Consider the following 19012-nt stretch of genomic DNA (forward strand, 5'->3'; position numbering starts at 1 on the left):
GCCACCTCACTTTTCTAAGCGTCTGTAGCAATTAAATTGAAAAGTTTTGTTCCTCTTGGAATAGGATTTTCAAATGGTACAACTGTTGATCCAGCCACAATTAAACCTGTCCCCTTAGCCTTTGGTTTAGCTACATAGCGTAAAAGAGCAGGTGTTAAGTGAATGGTGTCAGCCAGAACTTTCAAATCTGTTGGCTTTTGCTTCAACAGAATAATAAATTCACTATTTGAAAGCAGCTTACGACCTTCTTCACGTGACATAAGAGTCTCTACATTTTGAGTGATCCCTGTTGGGATTGCTCCATACTTGCGGACACGTGAGTATAATTCTGTAAAGAACTGCGCCTGATTATCTGTAGTAAACTGCAGTTGCATTTCATCAAAATAAATATGTGTCGTAAGTTTTCCCTGGTTATTGACTACCTGGTTCCAGATATAGTCTTGGATAACCATGAGGGCAAATGGTTTGAGTTTTCCAGAGAGTTTCTTCAGATTAAAAATAACGAAGCGACTCTCCATATCAACGTTTGTCTCATACGAGAAGACATCCTGAGATCCCGTTGCATAGGATTCTGATTTAAGCGCAAGATTTTGTGCTTCTTGCTCAGGCTGTTGCTTCAAGATAACATGCCAATCTTTAAGCGTTGGCGTTCTGTCTGTAATTTTCTCATAACAAAGATGAGTAACACGGTCAATAATAGAGAACTCCTCGTCTGTAACTTCTGTCAAGATGTTTTCAAACAATCCCATAATCAAGTTAGATTTTTGACCGATTGGGTCTGTATCATCTGAGGATAAACTATCTTCATCTGGTAAGTCCATGAGGTTCAAGTGAGTGTTTGACCCTACATAAATATCAATGAGTTGAGCACCAAATTCACGACCAATATCAGAGTATTCATCTTCTGGGTCAACAATAATTACACGGTCTTCAGGATATTTTAAAATAGTTGGAATAATCTCACCTGCTTTAACCGTAACAGACTTACCAGAACCAGAAGATCCCAACACAACGCCAGAGCCTGTATTAAGGTCTCGCTTACGGTCAACTGTAATAATATTATTGGATAGTTGATTTTGACCATAATATATCGCCCTTTTTGATGTAGATTGTAAATCTACATTGGTAAAAGGTACTTGGGTTGCGATATTTGAAGTGGTCATATCACGCATAAGGGACTTTTTCACGTCTAAAAAACAACGTCCGATAGGTAAGACCGTGTTTAAAGCCTCTTCTTGATGATAATAAATATCTTCAAAATCTACCACATGTTTACGACCAGCTGTTTTGACACGGTTACTATATTCATTCAGTTGTTCTAAACTGTCCGCCTTAAAAAAGACACAAATAACACCTGAAAAGATTTTCTGATCATTATCCTGTACTTCTTTACGCCAACGCTTATCTGCCTCATTGGTTTCACTGGCAACCCCACCGATAGCAAAATCTTCAGGAATCCCTTCTGAGAAACCTCGGCGCATTGATTTAATCATATCCAGCTTGACATTGCTTTCTGCTGTGTTAATGTCTTTCACTGCTTCACCAATATCATAAGGCTTAGCATTGATAGAGATGGCCAGTTCAATTCCTGTATCTGTTAAAGATTTAACGATTCCATCATTAAGGAATGAGGGATATTGACGGATAAACATAATTTTGGCAAACTTATCATCAATCATCATATAGTTTTCAAAAAATCGAATCCGATTAGGGGCTACAAAAGACTTTGTCTTCAATCCTGAAATGACCAAATCTTGGTAATCCAAGTTGAGATAAGGATTCCCACGAAGTAGGTCAGAAAAGATATTGAGTCGTTCGCTGCCCGTCTGTGCAGTTAGTGTAACCTCAACCCCTTGAAATTGATTGCGTAAGTTAGTCTCCACATCTTTCAGTTGACGTTTAGCCATTTTACGGTCAAAGGCTGACGTTGTGACGGTAATAAATTTTTCTACTGTAAAATTATTTTGGTCATAAGCAAAGCGGTGCTCAATCAAATCATTATATTCTTCTCGGTAATCGTCATAACCATCTCCTTCGGCATCATAGGTAATATTGGTTAATAGGTTACTATCGACTTGACGGTTGATGATAAGAAGTTGATAGCCATTATCTGAGTTGAGACTATTTAAAGCTCCAGCGTAAAAATCAACAATATCAACCTTTTCTTCCTCACCTGCAGTGATGTAATTCACATCACCAAGCCGAAAAGTCTGGGAATATTCACTCCCATCAATATACATAAGCCCATCCTCAAAGAGTAGCTCATAATCAATTGTATTTTGTGTTGAGGGCTTCATTGTTCGTTTGAGACGCTTCCCCCTCTCCTGTTGGGATGGGGTCAAACTCATTGACCCCTTTTCTTGAGAAATGGTAAATTTACCATAAGGTTCCTCACTTTCAAATTCAGTTTGATAGGCTCTTTCTTGAATAGTTAGCCTAAAAGTCAACATATCTTTCAATCGTTCCTCTTGTTTCAGTCCAAAAATCATAAAGGGAATCAAAATAATAGGGAGGATAATATAATGCAAAATATCAGGTAAGCCTAATAAAATGATTCCTGCTGCTAGAATAGTCGCTAAAACAACACCTGTCAGCATGACTATATGGCGAAAAGTAAATCCGCCAATGATACTCCGTTCATAATCTTTGACTTCTTTCAAAAATTCACTGCCTAATTTATTCATACGGTCTCCTTTATCCAAAATGCAGGGAAATAAAAAAGTCAGAACTCCTGTCCTGACTAATAACTTAACCCATTACGTTTAATAAGCTCCTGGCTTTGCGACTGCTTCCAATCAGAAGAAAAATAAAGACAATTCCTTTGGCAATAGAAGCGAAGGAAGCCACAAAATTTCCCCAAAATCCAGTCATAGTGACTTTAAACAAATCATCCTGAATCACTAGGGGATAGATGGCACAAAGCACAATCAATACCAACCCTTGTAGCGCCACCGACGCAAAGGTCATAATGACATTTTTCGCAATGCCTCGAAAAGCATCTGACATAAAGAAAGCCACGATAACAGGTGCAATAGCTTTGAGTAGGTACATTTCAATAAAGCGTAACATAACAAGGATATTGACAGTAACTTTTGTAATAAATTCAGTACTACCTCCGATAAATGAAATAATACGTTTAAAAAACCAGTTTCCTTTAGTTGGTTCAACAAATTCATAGGTAATATTCTTGTTCGTTGCGACCAGATGAATAGTTGCATTTGTCAACCATAGAATTGCATCAAAGATTTGGCTAGAATAGGTGATTAAAACAAAAGCAAAAAGGTATTTAATCCCAACCTCTAACCAGGTTCTTACAGTAATTCCTCCACCTGAAAGACGTAAATGTTGGTAAAAAGAGAGCATTTCTAGCATAAAAAAGAAGGATAATAAAATATAACCTACAGCTAACAAAGACTGATTGATAGCCATTATCTGAGTATTTAGTGTTGGGTTATATTTACTGAGACTTGAGGTCAATTGATTGATAATATTCGTATCAATCATAAGCGACTCCTTAAAATGCAATGGCGTTGAGAGCTGCCACTATAGCTGTTGTCAGACTACCTGAAATGATTGCCATAGCACCTCCTGAGATGATAGATTCCAGCCCTTGATCTTGACGGGTAGTGTCACGGCTGCGACGACCGCCAAAGTAATCATAAGCTCCAGTCAAGCCCCATGTGAGACCTAAAACAGTGATAATTGCTCCAACAACAGTAATAATACGTACGATAGTGTCCATAATTTTTTCTCCTTTTGAGTATGAAAAAGACGCCTCTTAATAGCTGGGACGTCTAGTGTAAGTATAATTGTTAATCAGGGTTAATTGTAGCGCCAACAGCGCCAATAACCGCCAGCAGAAGCATGATAGAAACTTCAATCATACCTCCAGGGAAGAGTTGGAAACCTCCTATCCCACCAATATTAAAAAATAGTTTAGGGAGACCTTCAACAATAAAAATAAGATTTTTTTCAGTATCAGGTAAAAAAGAAGTAATCGCTCCTCCCACTAATAAAACTAGAAATAAAATAGCAAATTTACCGACTATCCAAGTGATAAAAACCCCGATAATCATTTTCAACAAGTTAATTGCAAAGAGAACAAGAAAGATAGGGCTGTAAAAAAGAACCTTGAATAACCCAACCAAGAAATCCCAAAAAGATGCACCCGTCCATGGATAAACTCGGTTCTGACGTTTTGCTTTTCTCCGCTGCTTGCGGAACTCTTTCAAATCTTTTCGCTTTTGTTCAGGACTAGTTTCTTGTTCATACTTACGAACTGCAGCATTGTACTGATCAACTAGCTGATCCAGTCTATCTTTGGGCTTCTCTTGAGTCGTTGTCAGTGATTCTTTTTGTTCAGTCATCTTCTCACCCCATTCCCTTTTCTTGATTTTATTATACCATGTTTTACAACTTTTTTTGGTATAATAATGATTCGTGTATTATCAACACCCCCTTTTAGTCGTTATTAGGTCTGTGATAGCCTTTACCAGTGAGCTGTAAGATTGTCTCTCTCTTGTGCTTAACTTTCCTAGCGATAAGAATATTTCTTCGTTTCACTGTTCTTATCTGTTTGTAAATTTCTGGGTAGAAAACAATTATTTCAGCTTCAGTTTCTTGACCTGCAACAATTGCCAGGCGTTTTCTTATCGCATACTTTGCTTTCAATTCAATAATCTCGCCTGAATCTAGTCGAGCTGTCACGTCGCCCTGACGTCCTAAATTTTTTAAATCTGACACGGTCACTTCCGTGTCTTTTTGTGTTTTGATTCCATTCATTTTGATTTCTCCTTTGTGATATGGAAGGCTGAACTACGCAGCCATCTTGGGAGGGTATTTCACCTCCGCCGTGGTTTTTTACGCAAGGTTTATAGTCTAGCTCACCTCAAACTCCTTTGGCTTATAGCATTGATTGCTATGCTTTTACGTTCCTGTGGCAGGCACTAGATATGCATTTCTAGCTCCCGTTACACCGCCCCTGCTTCTTCTTTTTATACCAAGCCACGCTAATCGGGACAGTCGTTCTATTCAGTTTTCAAAGGCCACAAGTAGTTTTCTGACATGCTCAGGTCAAAAATCTAAAATGTATGCAATCAGTGTCATAGACTCCCCTTTTGAATCTACTGCCTTTTTGTAAGAGTCACTTTCTTAACCCACCTTGGATTGATTACAAAAGGTGGTTGTGCACTTGGAAAATTCATACTGGCTCCAGTTGATAAGGAATTACCAACCAATTGTTGTAATTCTTCTAGGTTGGATGTAATTGAAATCGTTTCTGTTGTTTTATCATAATACTCAATCAACATCTCTAGCTCTTCTTCTGGTTTTTGAGTTTCTCGCATTGCAGCCATTCTTTGTGACTCTCTATTATTTCCAAAAAGTGCCATTAGTTTACTCCTTTGTTTTGTTTTCTAATTATGCTGTTATAGCTAGCTAATAAGCCATTATAGACATATTCAGCAATCCTCTCCGAGGAGCTAGCATATTTCATATTGGACAGAGCATACTGATAACGATCTTCAAAATTTAACAATATATAGCTTACTGTGGTCTCTGTAAAGTTATCTTTTAATAACTGTTCATGAACCAGATTCCAAATGTACTCCTTATCATAACGAGTCGCTTTATCCACTTTTCGAGAAAGTAATTCTTGGTTCTTTTCTTCCAAATTTCGAGAAGGAGATTCCTCCTCATCCTCAGAAAGAATTATTTTATTCTTATTCTTTTTAGTCTTACTCTCTTTAATATAAGTTGAGTCCGATTTTGAGACTTCTTGAAGTTCGTTTTTGGTACTTCTTGAAGTTCCATTTTCGAACTTCTGGAAGTTCGATTTTGAGACTTCCGTTGATTTTACTGGGTTTAAGAGGGGTTGTGCTTCTTCAAAAGTCATGTTTAGAATTTGAATATCAGTAATAACATTCTTCACATAGATACGATTAGCCTTGTTTAATCCTTGTCTAACTTCATCAATTAAGCTATATTTGATCAACTCTTTTTTTAGTTTAATAACTTTCGCTCTACCACAACCAAGATCTTCAGCAAGCTCTTCAATGGAGTAATAGATAAAGATATCTCCTGCTTCATCCACAAACCTCAAATCTCCTTTTCGGGTGCTGTCAAGTGAGACACTCAAACGATCTCTACAAAGCATGAATAATAATTTGGCTTCTGCTTTTAGTTTGCTGTAAAACTTAGTACCAATAATTACTTTAGGCAGTTGATAAAAATTATCACTGTTTAGAGCTTGTTCTAAAGAAATTCTTCCGTATGCCATTATTTCACCTCACCTGCTCTCAGCATGATTCCACCTTGTTCAGGAAATTTTATCATTCTAGTAGCTTCAAGATAGCCAAGTGAAGCAATAACACGATCACGTGACCACCCTGTCAATTCCATGAGTTCTACAATCACCATATTCTTTGATTGTTTTTGTTTAGCACGTAATTTTTTCTGATTCATATTCATAACAGAACAGCTCCTAAAATTGGTTTTGAGAAAAACAAAAGAGAGAACGCTTTTTTACGTTCTCTCAATATTATTTATTCAATTCTCCCAATTTGGGACACATACAAATTAAGGGAATGTGGTAAACTTTTCTAGAACAAGCATTATTGTTAACTTAAAAGAAAGTTGATTTTTAGCAAATTTTTCAAAAAAATCTGCCAACTACTTCATTCTGTGATCTAAGCTGTAAATTTATTATCGAATTTGTTCAAAATGTAAATGGACTGCAATATGATCGCCATAACCATTGCGATCCAAATCTCGTTGCAAGCGGTAGGAGATATAATGCTCGGCAATGGTGATATAACCAGCACCTAACAGGCGATTTTCTACCATAGATTGGATCATACTGATAGTAGCTCGTTCAACACCAGCTTCCTCTAGATCTAACACTACTTTTTTAGTTACAAGCGCTAAATTTTGACGTAGATCATCTGTCAAGACATAGACTGTTTGTGCTGCTTTCAGAATAGCTTGATAAATTTTATCTGGATTAAAATCAGTAACTTCTCCATTACGTTTGATGACTTGCATGAAAAACTCCTTTAGTTTTATTCGTTTCGTTAAGAGAATACAGTTTATTATACTATTTTTGTGCTGATTCTCAAAATGATAGATACTGTGGGAGAGTTGGTAGACAAAAGCTGCGGTTTTCAATGCTTGCTTTTGATTATCTTGATTAAAAAAAGACAAACACTCAAAAACAGAGTTGTTTGTCTTTGGGAAGAAAGATTAGATTTTTTCTAAAATCTTCAATTATTTAATCTTCGTTATTTCTTTTACGACGGCGAGCACTAGCTAGAGTTCCCAAACCAAGTAGCAGGCCTAATGCAGCAACCTGATCTGCTTTAGTACCTGTAGCAGGCAGAACTTTTTGACCAGTATTTTGTTGTCTAACTAACAATGGTTTTGGTTGGTAAGTTCTGGATAAGTGTAAGTTTGGTACTTTTCCACCTGTTTCTTTTTGAGCCTTCGGAGGAAGTTGACTTCTCAATTGCTCATAGTTTTCTTGTAACTTGGTATAAATTGAACGAGAAATCTCTAGTTTTGCTTCTTCATCTTTTAACGTTTTAACCTTAGAGGCATAGTCAGCTTGTGCAGCTTGAAGAGCCTTTTGAGCTGCTTCCAGTGCTTGTGGTGCATTTTGTAATTTTTCCAAGTTATCTTGTGCTTCTTTTAGCTTGGTTTGACTAGTTTGCAAAGCGTCTTTTGCCTTGGCAACATTTAACTCCGCTGTAATTAAAGCTTTCTTTAGTTTTGCTAATTTATTTTTAGCACTATCTAGCACTTTTTGAGCTTTTTCTAAAGCTACTTGTTTTGGTGCTAACTTGGATGCAATAGTTGCAGTTGCGCGCTTCAAAGCAGCTTCTTTTGTTACAACATTTTGCTTTGCTTTTGTCAAGGCCGCTTCAGCTGTAATCACTCCAGCATTCGCAGTAGCAAGAGCAGCTGAACGATTCGCAGACAACTTTTGAAGGTCTGCTAATTTTGCTTTTTGAATATTTAAAGTAGATACATAACCCGTTCTTTGAGCTCGCAACACGCCTAATTGACTCTTCGCTACTGTTGCTTGTGCATTTGCGGCTTTTGCAGCACCAGCAAAATTACGGATTGCTTGCTCATACGCGTCTGCGCTAAGAAGAGTACCGTTGTTAACACGTGCATTAAAATTAGGTTCTCTATGAAATCCAACTTCAGACGTTCCATATACATTACTGTATTGATTTGGAACTTTATCATATGCAGCTGAAATGGTATTAAAGTTTTTATCCATCATTTGAAGATAGTGACCAACTCTATAGAAGAAAGCAAGTTGACCACGATTACGTAAGGTGGTATAAATTTGATTGGAATCAATGTCTCGCTCATTGGTTGTTAAGCCATACTTAGCTGCCTCAGCCATATAGATAGATTTTTCCTTATACCAAAAATCAACGGCTCCTTTCGGAGTAAAACTAATCGCTACATTTTCATTTCTCAAATATTTGCCCATATGCCAATCTGCTCTTTCAAAATAAAGAGTTTGGACTTGGCTTGCTGGATTCTTGTAAGGATCAATCAATAATTCTTTTAATCCAGCTTGTCTACGATAAGCATTGATAGCTCTAACCAATTCAATCGCTTTTAAGTTATTTGCTAAAGTTGCTGGACTTGTTGCGTCAGAACCAACTGTAATACCGTCTTCACGCTTAGCTCTTTCATAAGTTGCTAGAGCTTCAGTAGCTGCATTACGAATCGCTTCGTTGGCTCCATTTGTTTTAGCGTGTTGTAAAAATTCACCATAGGTTGCCTTGCTTAAGTCAACGTTTCTTCCATTGGCAGCTGCTTGTTCAGCACGGGCTACTTCAGCGTTTTTTTGATCAATAGCTGCTTGATTTTCTGCAACTTTTTGCTCACTTTGCTTGACTTGCTCAGTCGCTGAATTGATTTCTTTAGGAAGATTAGCGATTTCTTCTTTCACCTTAGCAAGCTCTTTTTGCTTTTCTGCTAAATCTTTTTCTGCTTGTTTTTCTGCATCTTGTGCTTGGTTGAGCTCTTGCTGCTCATTTGCAACCGGAGCTTTTGCTGTATCTAATTCACGTTGTGCTACATCAACAAGTGATTGTTGCCCTGCAACAACATTTTCTTGATTTTTAACAGCTTCTTTTGCCTTTGTTTCAGACTGTTCTGCTTCTTGAACCTTATTTTCCTCTGTTGTAACCGCCTTCTCTGATGTCGCCACTTCTTCTTTTGCGGTTTCAATAACTTCTGGAGTTGCTTCTTTCTTTTCTGCCTCAGCATTTGCAACAGCTTTTTCGCTATCTGCTACCGCGTCCTTTGAAGTATTTACATCTCCTTTGACTTGCTCTACAACTTTTTGCTGAGCATCTGTCTGAACCTTTGCAGCATCGGCTTGCATCTTTGCTGATTGAACATCTGTTTCTGTAACTGGTTTGGTGATTTTTTCAGATGTCTTTGGCTCAGTAGATTGTGTTTTTACTTCTTCGGCATTTACTTGATGTGATAAACTGCCTGAAATAATAGTGGTTGCAGCTAAACCGGTCGCAACTACTGATTTTTTAATTTTTCTCTCCATTAGACGGCCTCCTAATATACTTGCTACTTTTCATTATAAACCATTTCAGCCTAAATTACAATTCCGCTAATGTATTACTCAGATAACTATTTCATTAAATTTCTTTTACATTAATTATTGGTAGGGAGAAATCTATGGGGGAATCCTACACAATCCAAACTATCATTTCCTGATTGTAAAAGATTTCAAAATACGCTACAATAGAGAAAAATTCTTCTGTATGGGGACAGTTAAGATGATAAAACCTAAGTATCAATGTATTGTAGATCAGATTAGCCAAGATATTAAAAGTGGGAAATTGTCCAAGGGACAAAAGATTCCTTCTGTCCGTCAGCTGGCAGAATACTATCGCTGTAGCAAGGATACAGCTCAAAAGGCGCTAATGGAATTGAAATATCAAAAGTATATCTATGCGGTTCCTAAAAGTGGCTACTATGTGTTGGAAAATAGTCTGGAGGATCAGCAGGACATGGAGCTAACCGTCAGAGATGACCACTACCAAATTTATGAAGACTTTCGACTTTGTCTCAATGAAACGCTGATTGGACGTGAGAATTATCTTTTTAACTACTACTCGCAACAAGAGGGGCTAGAGGATTTGCGACAATCTGTCCAGCAGCTGCTTCTAGATTCAGCTATCTACACCTCTGCTGATAGGATTGTTCTGACATCTGGTACCCAGCAAGCTCTTTATATTCTTTCGCAAATTGCCTTTCCAAATGAAAAATATGAAATTCTAGTTGAACAGCCTACCTATCATCGGATAAATGATTTGCTAACTGCCCAAAAACTTCCTTATCAAACAATTGAGCGAACTCCAGAAGGAATTGATTTAGGAGAATTGGAGAGGATTTTTCAATCTGGTCGTATCAAATTCTTCTATACTATCCCACGCTTTCATTATCCCTTGGGGCATTCTTACAGTCGAAAGGAGAAGGAAGAAATCATTCGTCTTGCTCGGCTTTATGATGTTTATATCATAGAAGATGATTATTTGGCTGACTTTGACAGCAAACGCGAACTAACCTTTCATTACTTGGACGACAGCCAGCATGTCATCTATATCAAATCTTTTTCTACTAGCCTCTTCCCTGCCCTTCGGATAACAGCTCTGCTATTTCCTCCAGCTATTCAGCCCACTTTTATAACCTACAAAAAAGCAGTAGACTACGACAGCAATCTCATCATGCAGAAAGCTCTATCCCTTTATATTGACAATCTCATGTTTGAAAAAAATCGTCTTTCTCTGCTCAATCAACAAGAAAAAGAATTGACGAGAGCTAGAAAACTTTTAAGCCAAAATCAGCTCAAACTTTCCTACTTTCTCAATAGAGATGGTATCTTACTAGATCTACGTGGACTTAAATCTGTCAGCTCCCTCAAACATAGCAATCTGCCATTGGATTTTTTTGAAGCAAGTTATATACAGGATTGTCCTTATCAATACGCAAAAATTAAATACGAGGATCTAGAAAAAGTCTTACAACATTTAAATGAATATTTATAAGGGAGTGGGACAGAACTAAAAATCGAAAATTTTTAGTTCGTAGTCCCACCCCCGCAAGGGTGCTTAAACAGTTATCAAGCTGTTTAAGGTTGCAGATGAAGAAAACGAAGTTTTCGCCAAAAGCGCTCTTCTGAGCTTGAAAAGCGAATGAAGAGTCCAATCACCTACTGCGTTATTCGTTTATTACTAAATCTGATAGAAGCTGGGGCACTTTTTGCCCAGCCTCCTTCTTTAACATATCACTCTTCTTTCATCATTCCAGCCTGCAATTGATACATTTTATAATAAGTCCCCTTAAGCGCTAGAAGCTCTTCGTGTGTGCCAGATTCAATGATACGGCCTTGTTCCATGACATAAATGCAGTTAGCGTCCTGAATGGTAGACAGACGGTGAGCAATGGCAATCGTTGTTCGTCCTTGGCGCATTTTTTTTAGCGAAGTTTGGATAAGTTCTTCGGTCTCTGAGTCGATATTAGCGGTTGCCTCGTCCAAAATCAAGATTTTGGGCTTGGTAGCGATTGTTCGAGCAAAAGCTAGCAATTGTCTTTGTCCGCTTGAAAAAGTCGCACCTCGCTCGGTTACTGGACTGTCATAACCTGCAGGAAGCTGAGTGATAAAGTCGTGAGCATCCACAAACTTAGCAGCTTCTACAATATCTTCTCGACTCATATTTTCCTGATACATTTGGATATTAGAAGCAATGGTACCGTGATAGAGGAAAGGATCTTGAAGAACTAAACCAATATTGCGGCGTAATTCAGCTTGACTGTAATCCTTAATGTTTTGATTATCAATTAAAATTTCTCCTCTTTCAAATTCATAAAAACGCAGAAAGAGATTGATAATCGAAGACTTGCCTGAGCCAGTCGCACCAACAAAGGCGATTGTTTCCCCCTGCTTGACTGAAAATGAAATATCTTTCAGAACATCACGCTTGCCGTCGTATGAAAAGGAAACATGACGAAATTCAATATTCCCAGCTGTAATTTCCAATGGAAGATTAGCTTGATTGGGCTCATAGTCTCTGCGGTCTATGATTGCAAAAACACGGTCTGCAGCCACCATAGATGTCTGTAAAACAGAGTAATTCTGCATCAAATCAATCAGAGGATTAAAAAGTTGATTGACATATTGGATAAAAGCGTACATGACTCCTGCTGTCACTCCTGCAACCTGCCAAGTAAAGCCAAAGTAAGCTAAAATAACTGCATAAGCTAAAATTTTTAGCAAAGACATAGCTGGACGGAGAAAAAGGCTATTGATATTGAGATAGCGGACTGTATACTCCAAATGCTCCCCGTTAATCGCTTCAAATTCATTTATTAGACGCTTTTCCTGGCTAAATGCCTGAATAATTCGCATTCCCTCAATACTTTCAGAAAGTTTGACATTCAAATCGCTCAGTTTGCTTCGGACGAGTTTGAGGAGACGATTAGATAAGCGTTGATAAAGTAAAATGGAGCCCAGCATGACTGGTAAAAAAAGTACAATAAGTCCTGTTAAGCGCCAATTCAAGGTGCACATCGTCACTACTGTTACAACAAGAATAAAAATGGAACTTAGAAAACTTGAAAATATGCTACTAAACATATCTGCTACCGCTTGTGTATCATTCGTCAAACGGGAGACAATCGCTCCTGCAGCCGTTTGATCAAAATAAGCCATACGTAGTAGCTCAATATTTTCAAAACTCTCCTGACGCAGATCGCGAACAATGCTATATGCCACACGGGCAAAAGAATACTGTCCTAAGAAAGTAAATAGCACCCTCAAAAGAAAGAGAGCATAATAGAGAATTAAAATATAAAATCCCGCCATAATCTGATGACGACTGATAAAATGGTCAATAAAATACCGGGCCAAAAGCGGCAAAGCTGTCGTCACCAAAGTTGTCGCAAAGATAAAAGTAAGTGCCAAAATGCTCACCCATTTATAACGCCACATATAAGTCAGAAGGCGATGAAAAGTTGTTTGTTTTTTCATAATCACTCCTCCTTCAGACTTTCTGCCAGTTGCTGGTTGTGATAAGTATGCGCATACCAACCGTTTTGAGCCATCAATTCTTGGTGAGTGCCACGCTCTTTAATGCGCCCATTTTCCATAACTAAGATCAAATCTGCATGAACAACTGCTGATAACCGATGAGCAGTAATAATCGTCGTCTTACCATCTCTTTCTTCCTTGAGATTTTCCAAAATCAAATGCTCTGTTTTAGCATCAACAGCAGATAAAGAATCATCCAAGATTAAAATATCTGGTTTCAAAACGAGCGCTCGACTCATGGCTAAACGTTGCTTTTGACCTCCTGAAAGCGATACCCCTCGTTCACCGACAATCGTCTGAAAGCCTTCTGGCATGGCAATAATATCCTCATAAAGACCACAAAGTTTACTAGCTTGAATCACTTCGTCATCTGACAAGTCTGGATTTGCAAAACGAATATTGTCCGCAATCGACATTGCAAAAAGAATCTGTTCTTGCGGTACGTAACCAATCAAACTCCGCAAATCATTTAAGCTGTAATCTCGAATATCATGATCATTCAGATAAATAGCACCTTCTTGAATATCCCGTTCTCGCATGAGCAGGCGTAATAGTGTTGTTTTGCCAGAACCTGTTTGTCCAACAATTCCTAGCGTCTGCCCTTTTTCTAATGCAAAATGAATATTGGATAAAGTGGCTGCTTTCTCATAAGAAAAACGCTGAATATAATAGAGCAAACGACCATTTTGTATAGGGGAAACGGGATTTTTGGTCTCTTTGACATCAGATTTTTCTGCCAACAGTCGCTCAATCCGTTCATAAGACACCATTCCCCTCTGGCTGATGTTGAAGAGATAGCCCATCGCCTGCAAAGGCCATACCAGCATATCTAGATAAGTAATAAACGTCACTAATTCCCCGACTGTAAATTGCCCTCTAGAGATGAATATTCCCCCAACAATCAAAGTTAACGCATAAGATAAGCCGATGAAAATCAGAACCATAGGGTCGAAGAGGGAATTGTATTTAGCAGCTAAAATATTCTTCTCATAGACATCCTGATTTGTTCTAGCAAAAGAGTAACTTTCTGCTTTTTGATAGCCAAAAGACTTCGTCACTTTAATCCCCGAAACGCTTTCCTGTACCTTGTTATTCAAGTCAGAAAAAGCCTCCTGAGCCGCTTTAAAGCTCTCATGATTTTTTCGTCCAATTAAACTGGTTCCCCAGGAAAGAAATGGCAATGGCAGAATAGCAATCAAAGTCAAGCGCCAGTCTAAAACAAAAAACATGGTCAGCAGCGTTACCAGTGCTGTGATAGAGGCATCTACCGCCGACATGACACCCCCACCTGCCACACTTACAACTGCATTAATGTCATTCGTTGCATGCGCCATCAAATCTCCTGTTCGATATTTTTGGTAAAAAGACGATGCCATTTGGGTAAAGTGCTCAAAGAGTTGAGAACGTAAAAGTCGTCCCAAGTGATTTGCCGTACCAAAAATATATAGACGCCAAAGATAACGCAGACCATACATAATAAAGGCCGAAGCAACCAAAAGTGAAAGATTTAAAAGTAATTGCTCTGATGTTAGATTTCGACTAGCAATACGGTCAATGACCACACCAATTACTCTAGGAGGAATTAAATTAAAAACACTAACCAAAGACAAGGCTAGAATTCCGATAATATAACGTTTTTTCTCCAGTTTGAAAAACCAGCCCAATTTTCTGATAAGATTCATATTTTCTCCTCTGCTATTACTAATTACCATTATACATTATTTTGTTGCATTATCTGTAAAAATAAAACGCAGCTAGCGCAACCTAACTGTGTTCCTCATTTCTTTTGGGTCAATTCAAAACTCTTATCTAAAAGGGAAAAAAGTTCTGTATCCGTCAAAGTATCATCCAAGGGCAGGCTCAGCCAATATTTTTTATTCATGTGAAAGGCTGGGTAAATTCCCTTTCTCTGAATTAGCTCTACCACATGGTCATTCTTAACATTAAGCACCTCAATAGTACCACTTCCATCTACTTCAAACTTAGACCAATCTGTAGTCAGAAAGGCTCCATACCATTTTTTACTGTCCTGATGACGGAAAACTCCAGCTTTGGTAGAACTCTTCCTGGAAGACTTTTCCCAGAGGTATTCTAGCTTTTCATCATAGGTTTTTGCAACATAATCTTGCAAGCGCCTGCTCTGTTCATAAAGAAAGCCAACTTCCTCAAAACAATTAGCTCGAATCATCAAAAAAATATCCTGACAAGCTTCACGGACTTGACCGACAAATTCACCCGTCATAGTCTTCATTTTGACTTGTACGTATTCATCACCAGTCTCTTGGTCAAACACTTGATAGTCCAGCTTCTCACCCTGCAGTTTTAGCTGTAACAGAAAATCACCATTCATTATTTCCTGAGAATAAACAAACTCTTCTCCTCTTTTTTCAAAACCAAATACCTGTAATTTTTCTGGATTTGCTTGATATTTCTCAAATAAGTCTAACATGATCTTCACTTTCTAAAATACAATTTTGGTACCATGAAGTTGATTGACGCCGAGCTTTGCAACAATTTCATCACGATTATCAACCGTAATACCGCCTCCTGGTAAAATATCAATCCGACCAGCTGCATGATTTATCAATTCATATAACCAAGAAAAATGCTCTTGAATCGGCTCTTCTGCCAGTCCACCGTGAGTTAGAATCCGTTTCACGCTATGTTCCATTAGCCAGTCCATTTCACTAAATTGATGTTCTCTTGGAGTAGCGTCAAAAGCCATGTGAAAGACGACTTCCAGCCCTTGCGAGGCTTTTAATAATTTTTCCATTTTTGGATAATCAATTTTATTAGCAGTTGTCAAAACACCAAAAACAAGTCCGTGTGTCCCAGCGCTGCACGCCATTTGAATGTCTTCTAGCATGATTTCCATTTCCAAGTCATTGTATACAAAGTCTCCCCCGCGTGGACGAATCATCGTCATAACGGTCACATTGTAAGGTTTTGCTAGCTCAACAGCCGCTTTTATGACACCGTAACTAGGCGTTGTTCCGCCAACTGCTAGATTATCGCAAAGTTCAATTCGTCGAGCACCAGCCTGCATGGCTTTTTCCAAATTAGTCACATTTTCTGCACAAAATTCATAAATCATTTTTGACCTCTTCTATGTGAAAGTGTTTTCTTGATTATTATAACATAATCACTATTTATTCTTCAAAATCTTTCGCGACTCGCTGGCACCAATCCAACCATTTTTTCCTATAATCCGACTCAGGCAAGATACGATTTTCTAAATCTTTTATCGTAAAAATTCCCATTTTTTCACAAGTTTGAAGGCAATAGTAATAAAAATCCCAATTCAAATCGTCCTCTTCTGAACAAACTGGAATCTCTTCAAAACCAGCTTGATAAGCTACAAATGCTCTGCTATGTCCATCAGTGAAAAAGATTTTACCTTTCAATCGCTTAATTGGTAAAGGCTTTAAAGCATTTATGTCCTTTATATCAAACCATGCCTGTACCTGCTCTAATTTCTTCTCAGAAAGATAAAATTGACTTGGTTGAATAGCTGACAAAGAAAGCGTCAAATCCAAAGCATAGCGATGCCCATTTTCAGTCTTTTCCAAAGGATAAAACCCTACTGACTCAAACATCTTCTTAGAAGCTTCATTGTCATCATAGATTTCTTGAACATACAAGCCCTTATAACCCAACTTGCGTCCGCGTTCAACCAATGCCTGAACAACTGTCCTCCCGATTCCCTGACCACGATAAGCTGAATTGCCAATAACAATCGGCATGTCCTCTTGCCAAAAACTCACATCACCAATCGGCTGTCACCCTGCATTTGTCAAAACTTCAATAAAATACACTTCTCCCTGCTGAGTAAGATAATCATACATTTTCTTGATTCGTTGAAGTGTGTAAGGCGCTCTACTACCATCAATCAAACGGATTACCTCAGGGTCTTGATACCAAGAAAAAGCGAGGTGAGCTTGTCCATCATACTTTCGCAAACGTAAGGAAGAATCAATGGAAATATACTCTGGTTGTTTCTTTACATCTATCATAATATTCTCCTCTTACTGACATTCTAACAGAAATTACACAGATTGTTTAGGAATTCTGTCCTATTCTATCAAAATTTTCTCTTGACATTATCTGCAAAAACAGTATACTATACTTGTGTATACACAGTTAAAAGGAGAAAATTATGAAACCTAAAACAAAAAATCAATTTATAACTCTTACAGCTCTTCTGACCGCACTAGCTATTGTTATTCCCATGGTTATGCCTGCAAAGATTATTATTCCGCCTGCATCCTACACTTTGGCAAGCCATGTTCCCATCTTTTTAGCCATGTTTATCTCGCCGTTAATGGCTTTGATCGTTATTCTAGGATCTACTTTTGGTTTTTTAGTAGCTGGTTATCCCATTGTTATCGTTCTTCGTGCCCTGTCGCACCTATGCTTCGGCTTGGTAGGCGCTCTTTATCTAAAAAAATATCCTAAAACTTTAGATAAACCAATCCAGACTTGGATTCTTAATATTGTCCTTGCTTTTATTCATGCAATTGCTGAAGTCCTTGCTTGCCTCATCTTTTACGCCTCAACTTCTTTTCCAGCAAATATGTTTTATCTGCTTTTCATCCTCGTAGGAGTTGGAACTATTATTCATAGTATCGTTGATTTTATCATTGCACAATTTATCTATAAAGCTCTACAAAAAATCCGCTAAATCTTGAATATTTAACAGATTTATTCTACAATGAATTTATGATAAAACAAAGAAGAACAGATTTATTACAGCTTTTAAAAACTGCGGAAACTCCCTTAAATGGACAAATTTTAGCAGAGAAATTCCATGTTACTCGACAAATCATTGTACAAGACATTGCCGTTTTACGAGCAGATGGCGCCCCTATTATTAGTACAAATCGAGGCTATATTTACAAAACGAATGATACTGCTAAATATTATCACCAGCTTTTTAAAGTTAAGCATACGATTGAAGATATTGAAGTGGAATTACTGGCAATTGTAGATAACGGTGGACGAGTTCAAAATATTATGATAGAGCATCCCGTTTATGGGGAAATTCAAACCTATCTAAAATTAACTTGTCGCAGAGATGTTCAGCATTTCATTCAACAAATTCACGAGACCAATTTCCGCGGTTTATCTGAATTGACAGACGGTGTTCATTATCATCTAGTAGAAGCTGATTCGCAACAAGATTTAGACTATGTCGAAAAAGCACTAGAAAAATTGGGATTTTTATTATAAAATTCAAACATGATTTCTATATAGATTTCAAAAAAATAGAGCCTGAATGGCTCCATTTTTATTTTTCATCAATAACAATTCTGACTTTTTTATCTTCGGTTGGGACAGAATAAACAATCGTTCTTATCGCAGAGATCGTGCGACCTTTACGACCGATTACACGTCCAACATCACTAGGGTCAAGATCTAAATGATATTCCAAAAATTCTGGTGTATCTTCAATCTTGATAGTTAAAGCATCTGGTTGTGAAATCAAAGGTTTCACTATCGCAATAATAAGATTTTCAATCGTATCCATAGTCAACCTGCACTTCTATTATTTAGAGTATTTAGAATCGTGGAATTTCTTCATCACACCAGCTTTTGAAAGAATGTTACGAACAGTATCAGAAGGTTGAGCACCTTTTGACAACCAGTCAAGAATACGATCTTCTTTTAAAGTTACTTGGTTTTCAGCAACAAGTGGATTGTATGTTCCAACTGTTTCGATAAAACGTCCGTCACGAGGTGAACGTGAGTCTGCTACGTTGATACGGTAGAAAGGTTTTTTCTTAGAACCCATACGAGTTAAACGGATTTTAACTGCCATTTTAAAAATTTCTCTTTTCTCTTTTTTATTTTTAGGAATAGCAGAGCTACTCCCAACATACT

19 protein-coding genes and 1 pseudogene are annotated in these 19012 nt (G+C 37.8%); 3 read left to right on the plus strand and 17 right to left on the minus strand.

The features are described from left to right. Positions 1–14: 14 nt before the first annotated feature. From IYQ91_RS00820 to IYQ91_RS00865, 10 genes are all read right to left on the minus strand, one after another. Positions 15–2348 carry a VirB4-like conjugal transfer ATPase, CD1110 family gene (locus IYQ91_RS00820; protein WP_229311604.1) on the minus strand — a complete coding sequence of 778 codons (2334 nt, stop codon included), beginning with the start codon at positions 2346–2348 and terminating at the stop codon, positions 15–17. Positions 2349–2748: 400 nt separating this feature from the next. Next, positions 2749–3504: a hypothetical protein gene (locus tag IYQ91_RS00825; protein ID WP_049512518.1), complete on the minus strand. Its 756-nt coding sequence runs from the start codon at positions 3502–3504 to the stop codon at positions 2749–2751. Between the two features lie 10 nt (positions 3505–3514). Then, positions 3515–3742, minus strand: coding sequence for a hypothetical protein (locus tag IYQ91_RS00830; protein ID WP_049512516.1), 228 nt, complete (start codon positions 3740–3742; stop codon positions 3515–3517). Positions 3743–3812: 70 nt separating this feature from the next. Next, positions 3813–4367 (minus strand): hypothetical protein, encoded by a 555-nt coding sequence (locus IYQ91_RS00835; RefSeq protein WP_049512514.1) that lies wholly within the window; start codon positions 4365–4367, stop codon positions 3813–3815. Between the two features lie 94 nt (positions 4368–4461). Beyond that, positions 4462–4782 carry a hypothetical protein gene (locus IYQ91_RS00840; protein WP_049512512.1) on the minus strand — a complete coding sequence of 107 codons (321 nt, stop codon included), beginning with the start codon at positions 4780–4782 and terminating at the stop codon, positions 4462–4464. A gap of 341 nt (positions 4783–5123) precedes the next feature. Continuing rightward, positions 5124–5390: a thiopurine S-methyltransferase gene (locus IYQ91_RS00845; protein WP_006269180.1), complete on the minus strand. Its 267-nt coding sequence runs from the start codon at positions 5388–5390 to the stop codon at positions 5124–5126. Continuing rightward, the gene (locus IYQ91_RS00850; protein WP_003043334.1) at positions 5390–6277 is read right to left on the minus strand and encodes a replication initiator protein A; all 888 of its coding nucleotides are present in this window, start codon (positions 6275–6277) and stop codon (positions 5390–5392) included. The genes IYQ91_RS00845 and IYQ91_RS00850 overlap by 1 nt, the downstream gene beginning before the upstream one ends. After that, positions 6277–6468, minus strand: a complete 192-nt coding sequence (locus IYQ91_RS00855) for a hypothetical protein (RefSeq protein ID WP_195672789.1) — start codon at positions 6466–6468, stop codon at positions 6277–6279. The genes IYQ91_RS00850 and IYQ91_RS00855 overlap by 1 nt, the downstream gene beginning before the upstream one ends. Positions 6469–6702: 234 nt before the next feature. Then, on the minus strand, positions 6703–7041 hold the full coding sequence (locus IYQ91_RS00860; RefSeq protein ID WP_003024641.1) for an ATP cone domain-containing protein: 339 nt from the start codon (positions 7039–7041) through the stop codon (positions 6703–6705). A 226-nt stretch (positions 7042–7267) separates the two neighbouring features. Beyond that, a complete protein-coding gene (locus tag IYQ91_RS00865) occupies positions 7268–9583 on the minus strand; it encodes a CAP domain-containing protein (RefSeq protein WP_195672790.1) in 2316 nt (771 codons plus the stop codon). Between the two features lie 220 nt (positions 9584–9803). Here IYQ91_RS00865 and IYQ91_RS00870 point away from each other — a divergent pair, with 220 nt between their 5' ends. Continuing rightward, a complete protein-coding gene (locus IYQ91_RS00870) occupies positions 9804–11090 on the plus strand; it encodes a PLP-dependent aminotransferase family protein (RefSeq protein WP_195672791.1) in 1287 nt (428 codons plus the stop codon). Positions 11091–11329: 239 nt separating this feature from the next. Here the strand turns inward: IYQ91_RS00870 and IYQ91_RS00875 are convergent, their stop codons facing one another. The 5 genes and pseudogenes from IYQ91_RS00875 to IYQ91_RS00895 all read right to left on the minus strand — a co-directional run bounded on the left by IYQ91_RS00875 (position 11330) and on the right by IYQ91_RS00895 (position 17145). Further along, positions 11330–13072 carry an ABC transporter ATP-binding protein gene (locus IYQ91_RS00875; RefSeq protein ID WP_195672792.1) on the minus strand — a complete coding sequence of 581 codons (1743 nt, stop codon included), beginning with the start codon at positions 13070–13072 and terminating at the stop codon, positions 11330–11332. Between the two features lie 2 nt (positions 13073–13074). Further along, the gene (locus tag IYQ91_RS00880) at positions 13075–14814 is read right to left on the minus strand and encodes an ABC transporter ATP-binding protein (RefSeq protein WP_195672793.1); all 1740 of its coding nucleotides are present in this window, start codon (positions 14812–14814) and stop codon (positions 13075–13077) included. Between the two features lie 95 nt (positions 14815–14909). Continuing rightward, positions 14910–15581, minus strand: coding sequence for an MmcQ/YjbR family DNA-binding protein (locus IYQ91_RS00885; RefSeq protein WP_195672794.1), 672 nt, complete (start codon positions 15579–15581; stop codon positions 14910–14912). Positions 15582–15593: 12 nt separating this feature from the next. Continuing rightward, positions 15594–16226: a copper homeostasis protein CutC gene (locus IYQ91_RS00890; RefSeq protein WP_022525802.1), complete on the minus strand. Its 633-nt coding sequence runs from the start codon at positions 16224–16226 to the stop codon at positions 15594–15596. A gap of 55 nt (positions 16227–16281) precedes the next feature. Further along, positions 16282–17145, minus strand: a pseudogene (locus IYQ91_RS00895) (GNAT family N-acetyltransferase). Positions 17146–17288: 143 nt separating this feature from the next. Here IYQ91_RS00895 and IYQ91_RS00900 point away from each other — a divergent pair. Together IYQ91_RS00900 and IYQ91_RS00905 are read left to right on the plus strand one after the other, a co-directional pair. Then, positions 17289–17813 carry an ECF transporter S component gene (locus tag IYQ91_RS00900; RefSeq protein WP_024051575.1) on the plus strand — a complete coding sequence of 175 codons (525 nt, stop codon included), beginning with the start codon at positions 17289–17291 and terminating at the stop codon, positions 17811–17813. Between the two features lie 38 nt (positions 17814–17851). Further along, positions 17852–18361 (plus strand): transcription repressor NadR, encoded by a 510-nt coding sequence (locus IYQ91_RS00905; RefSeq protein ID WP_195672795.1) that lies wholly within the window; start codon positions 17852–17854, stop codon positions 18359–18361. A 58-nt stretch (positions 18362–18419) separates the two neighbouring features. On the opposite strand, the gene kphA is transcribed toward IYQ91_RS00905, so the two are convergent. Both kphA and rpsP read right to left on the minus strand, forming a co-directional pair. Then, positions 18420–18659 carry an RNA-binding protein KphA gene (gene kphA / locus IYQ91_RS00910; RefSeq protein ID WP_003001620.1) on the minus strand — a complete coding sequence of 80 codons (240 nt, stop codon included), beginning with the start codon at positions 18657–18659 and terminating at the stop codon, positions 18420–18422. An 18-nt stretch (positions 18660–18677) separates the two neighbouring features. Next, a complete protein-coding gene (gene rpsP, locus IYQ91_RS00915; RefSeq protein WP_003024685.1) occupies positions 18678–18950 on the minus strand; it encodes a 30S ribosomal protein S16 in 273 nt (90 codons plus the stop codon). Positions 18951–19012 lie beyond the last annotated feature (62 nt).

It is taken from the genome of Streptococcus sp. HF-2466, from assembly GCF_015594645.1.
GTDB classification, from domain to species: domain Bacteria; phylum Bacillota; class Bacilli; order Lactobacillales; family Streptococcaceae; genus Streptococcus; species Streptococcus anginosus.

Excerpts from the sequence above, each read along its gene's own strand:
- IYQ91_RS00820 (WP_229311604.1), bottom strand. The coding sequence starts at position 2,348 with ATGAGTTTGACCCCATCCCAACAGGAGAGGGGGAAGCGTCTCAAACGA.
- IYQ91_RS00825 (WP_049512518.1), bottom strand. The coding sequence starts at position 3,504 with ATGATTGATACGAATATTATCAATCAATTGACCTCAAGTCTCAGTAAA.
- IYQ91_RS00830 (WP_049512516.1), bottom strand. The coding sequence starts at position 3,742 with ATGGACACTATCGTACGTATTATTACTGTTGTTGGAGCAATTATCACT.
- IYQ91_RS00835 (WP_049512514.1), bottom strand. The coding sequence starts at position 4,367 with ATGACTGAACAAAAAGAATCACTGACAACGACTCAAGAGAAGCCCAAA.
- IYQ91_RS00840 (WP_049512512.1), bottom strand. The coding sequence starts at position 4,782 with ATGAATGGAATCAAAACACAAAAAGACACGGAAGTGACCGTGTCAGAT.
- IYQ91_RS00845 (WP_006269180.1), bottom strand. The coding sequence starts at position 5,390 with ATGGCACTTTTTGGAAATAATAGAGAGTCACAAAGAATGGCTGCAATG.
- IYQ91_RS00850 (WP_003043334.1), bottom strand. The coding sequence starts at position 6,277 with ATGGCATACGGAAGAATTTCTTTAGAACAAGCTCTAAACAGTGATAAT.
- IYQ91_RS00855 (WP_195672789.1), bottom strand. The coding sequence starts at position 6,468 with ATGAATATGAATCAGAAAAAATTACGTGCTAAACAAAAACAATCAAAG.
- IYQ91_RS00860 (WP_003024641.1), bottom strand. The coding sequence starts at position 7,041 with ATGCAAGTCATCAAACGTAATGGAGAAGTTACTGATTTTAATCCAGAT.
- IYQ91_RS00865 (WP_195672790.1), bottom strand. The coding sequence starts at position 9,583 with ATGGAGAGAAAAATTAAAAAATCAGTAGTTGCGACCGGTTTAGCTGCA.
- IYQ91_RS00870 (WP_195672791.1), top strand. The coding sequence starts at position 9,804 with ATGGGGACAGTTAAGATGATAAAACCTAAGTATCAATGTATTGTAGAT.
- IYQ91_RS00875 (WP_195672792.1), bottom strand. The coding sequence starts at position 13,072 with ATGAAAAAACAAACAACTTTTCATCGCCTTCTGACTTATATGTGGCGT.
- IYQ91_RS00880 (WP_195672793.1), bottom strand. The coding sequence starts at position 14,814 with ATGAATCTTATCAGAAAATTGGGCTGGTTTTTCAAACTGGAGAAAAAA.
- IYQ91_RS00885 (WP_195672794.1), bottom strand. The coding sequence starts at position 15,581 with ATGTTAGACTTATTTGAGAAATATCAAGCAAATCCAGAAAAATTACAG.
- IYQ91_RS00890 (WP_022525802.1), bottom strand. The coding sequence starts at position 16,226 with ATGATTTATGAATTTTGTGCAGAAAATGTGACTAATTTGGAAAAAGCC.
- IYQ91_RS00900 (WP_024051575.1), top strand. The coding sequence starts at position 17,289 with ATGAAACCTAAAACAAAAAATCAATTTATAACTCTTACAGCTCTTCTG.
- IYQ91_RS00905 (WP_195672795.1), top strand. The coding sequence starts at position 17,852 with ATGATAAAACAAAGAAGAACAGATTTATTACAGCTTTTAAAAACTGCG.
- kphA (WP_003001620.1), bottom strand. The coding sequence starts at position 18,659 with ATGGATACGATTGAAAATCTTATTATTGCGATAGTGAAACCTTTGATT.
- rpsP (WP_003024685.1), bottom strand. The coding sequence starts at position 18,950 with ATGGCAGTTAAAATCCGTTTAACTCGTATGGGTTCTAAGAAAAAACCT.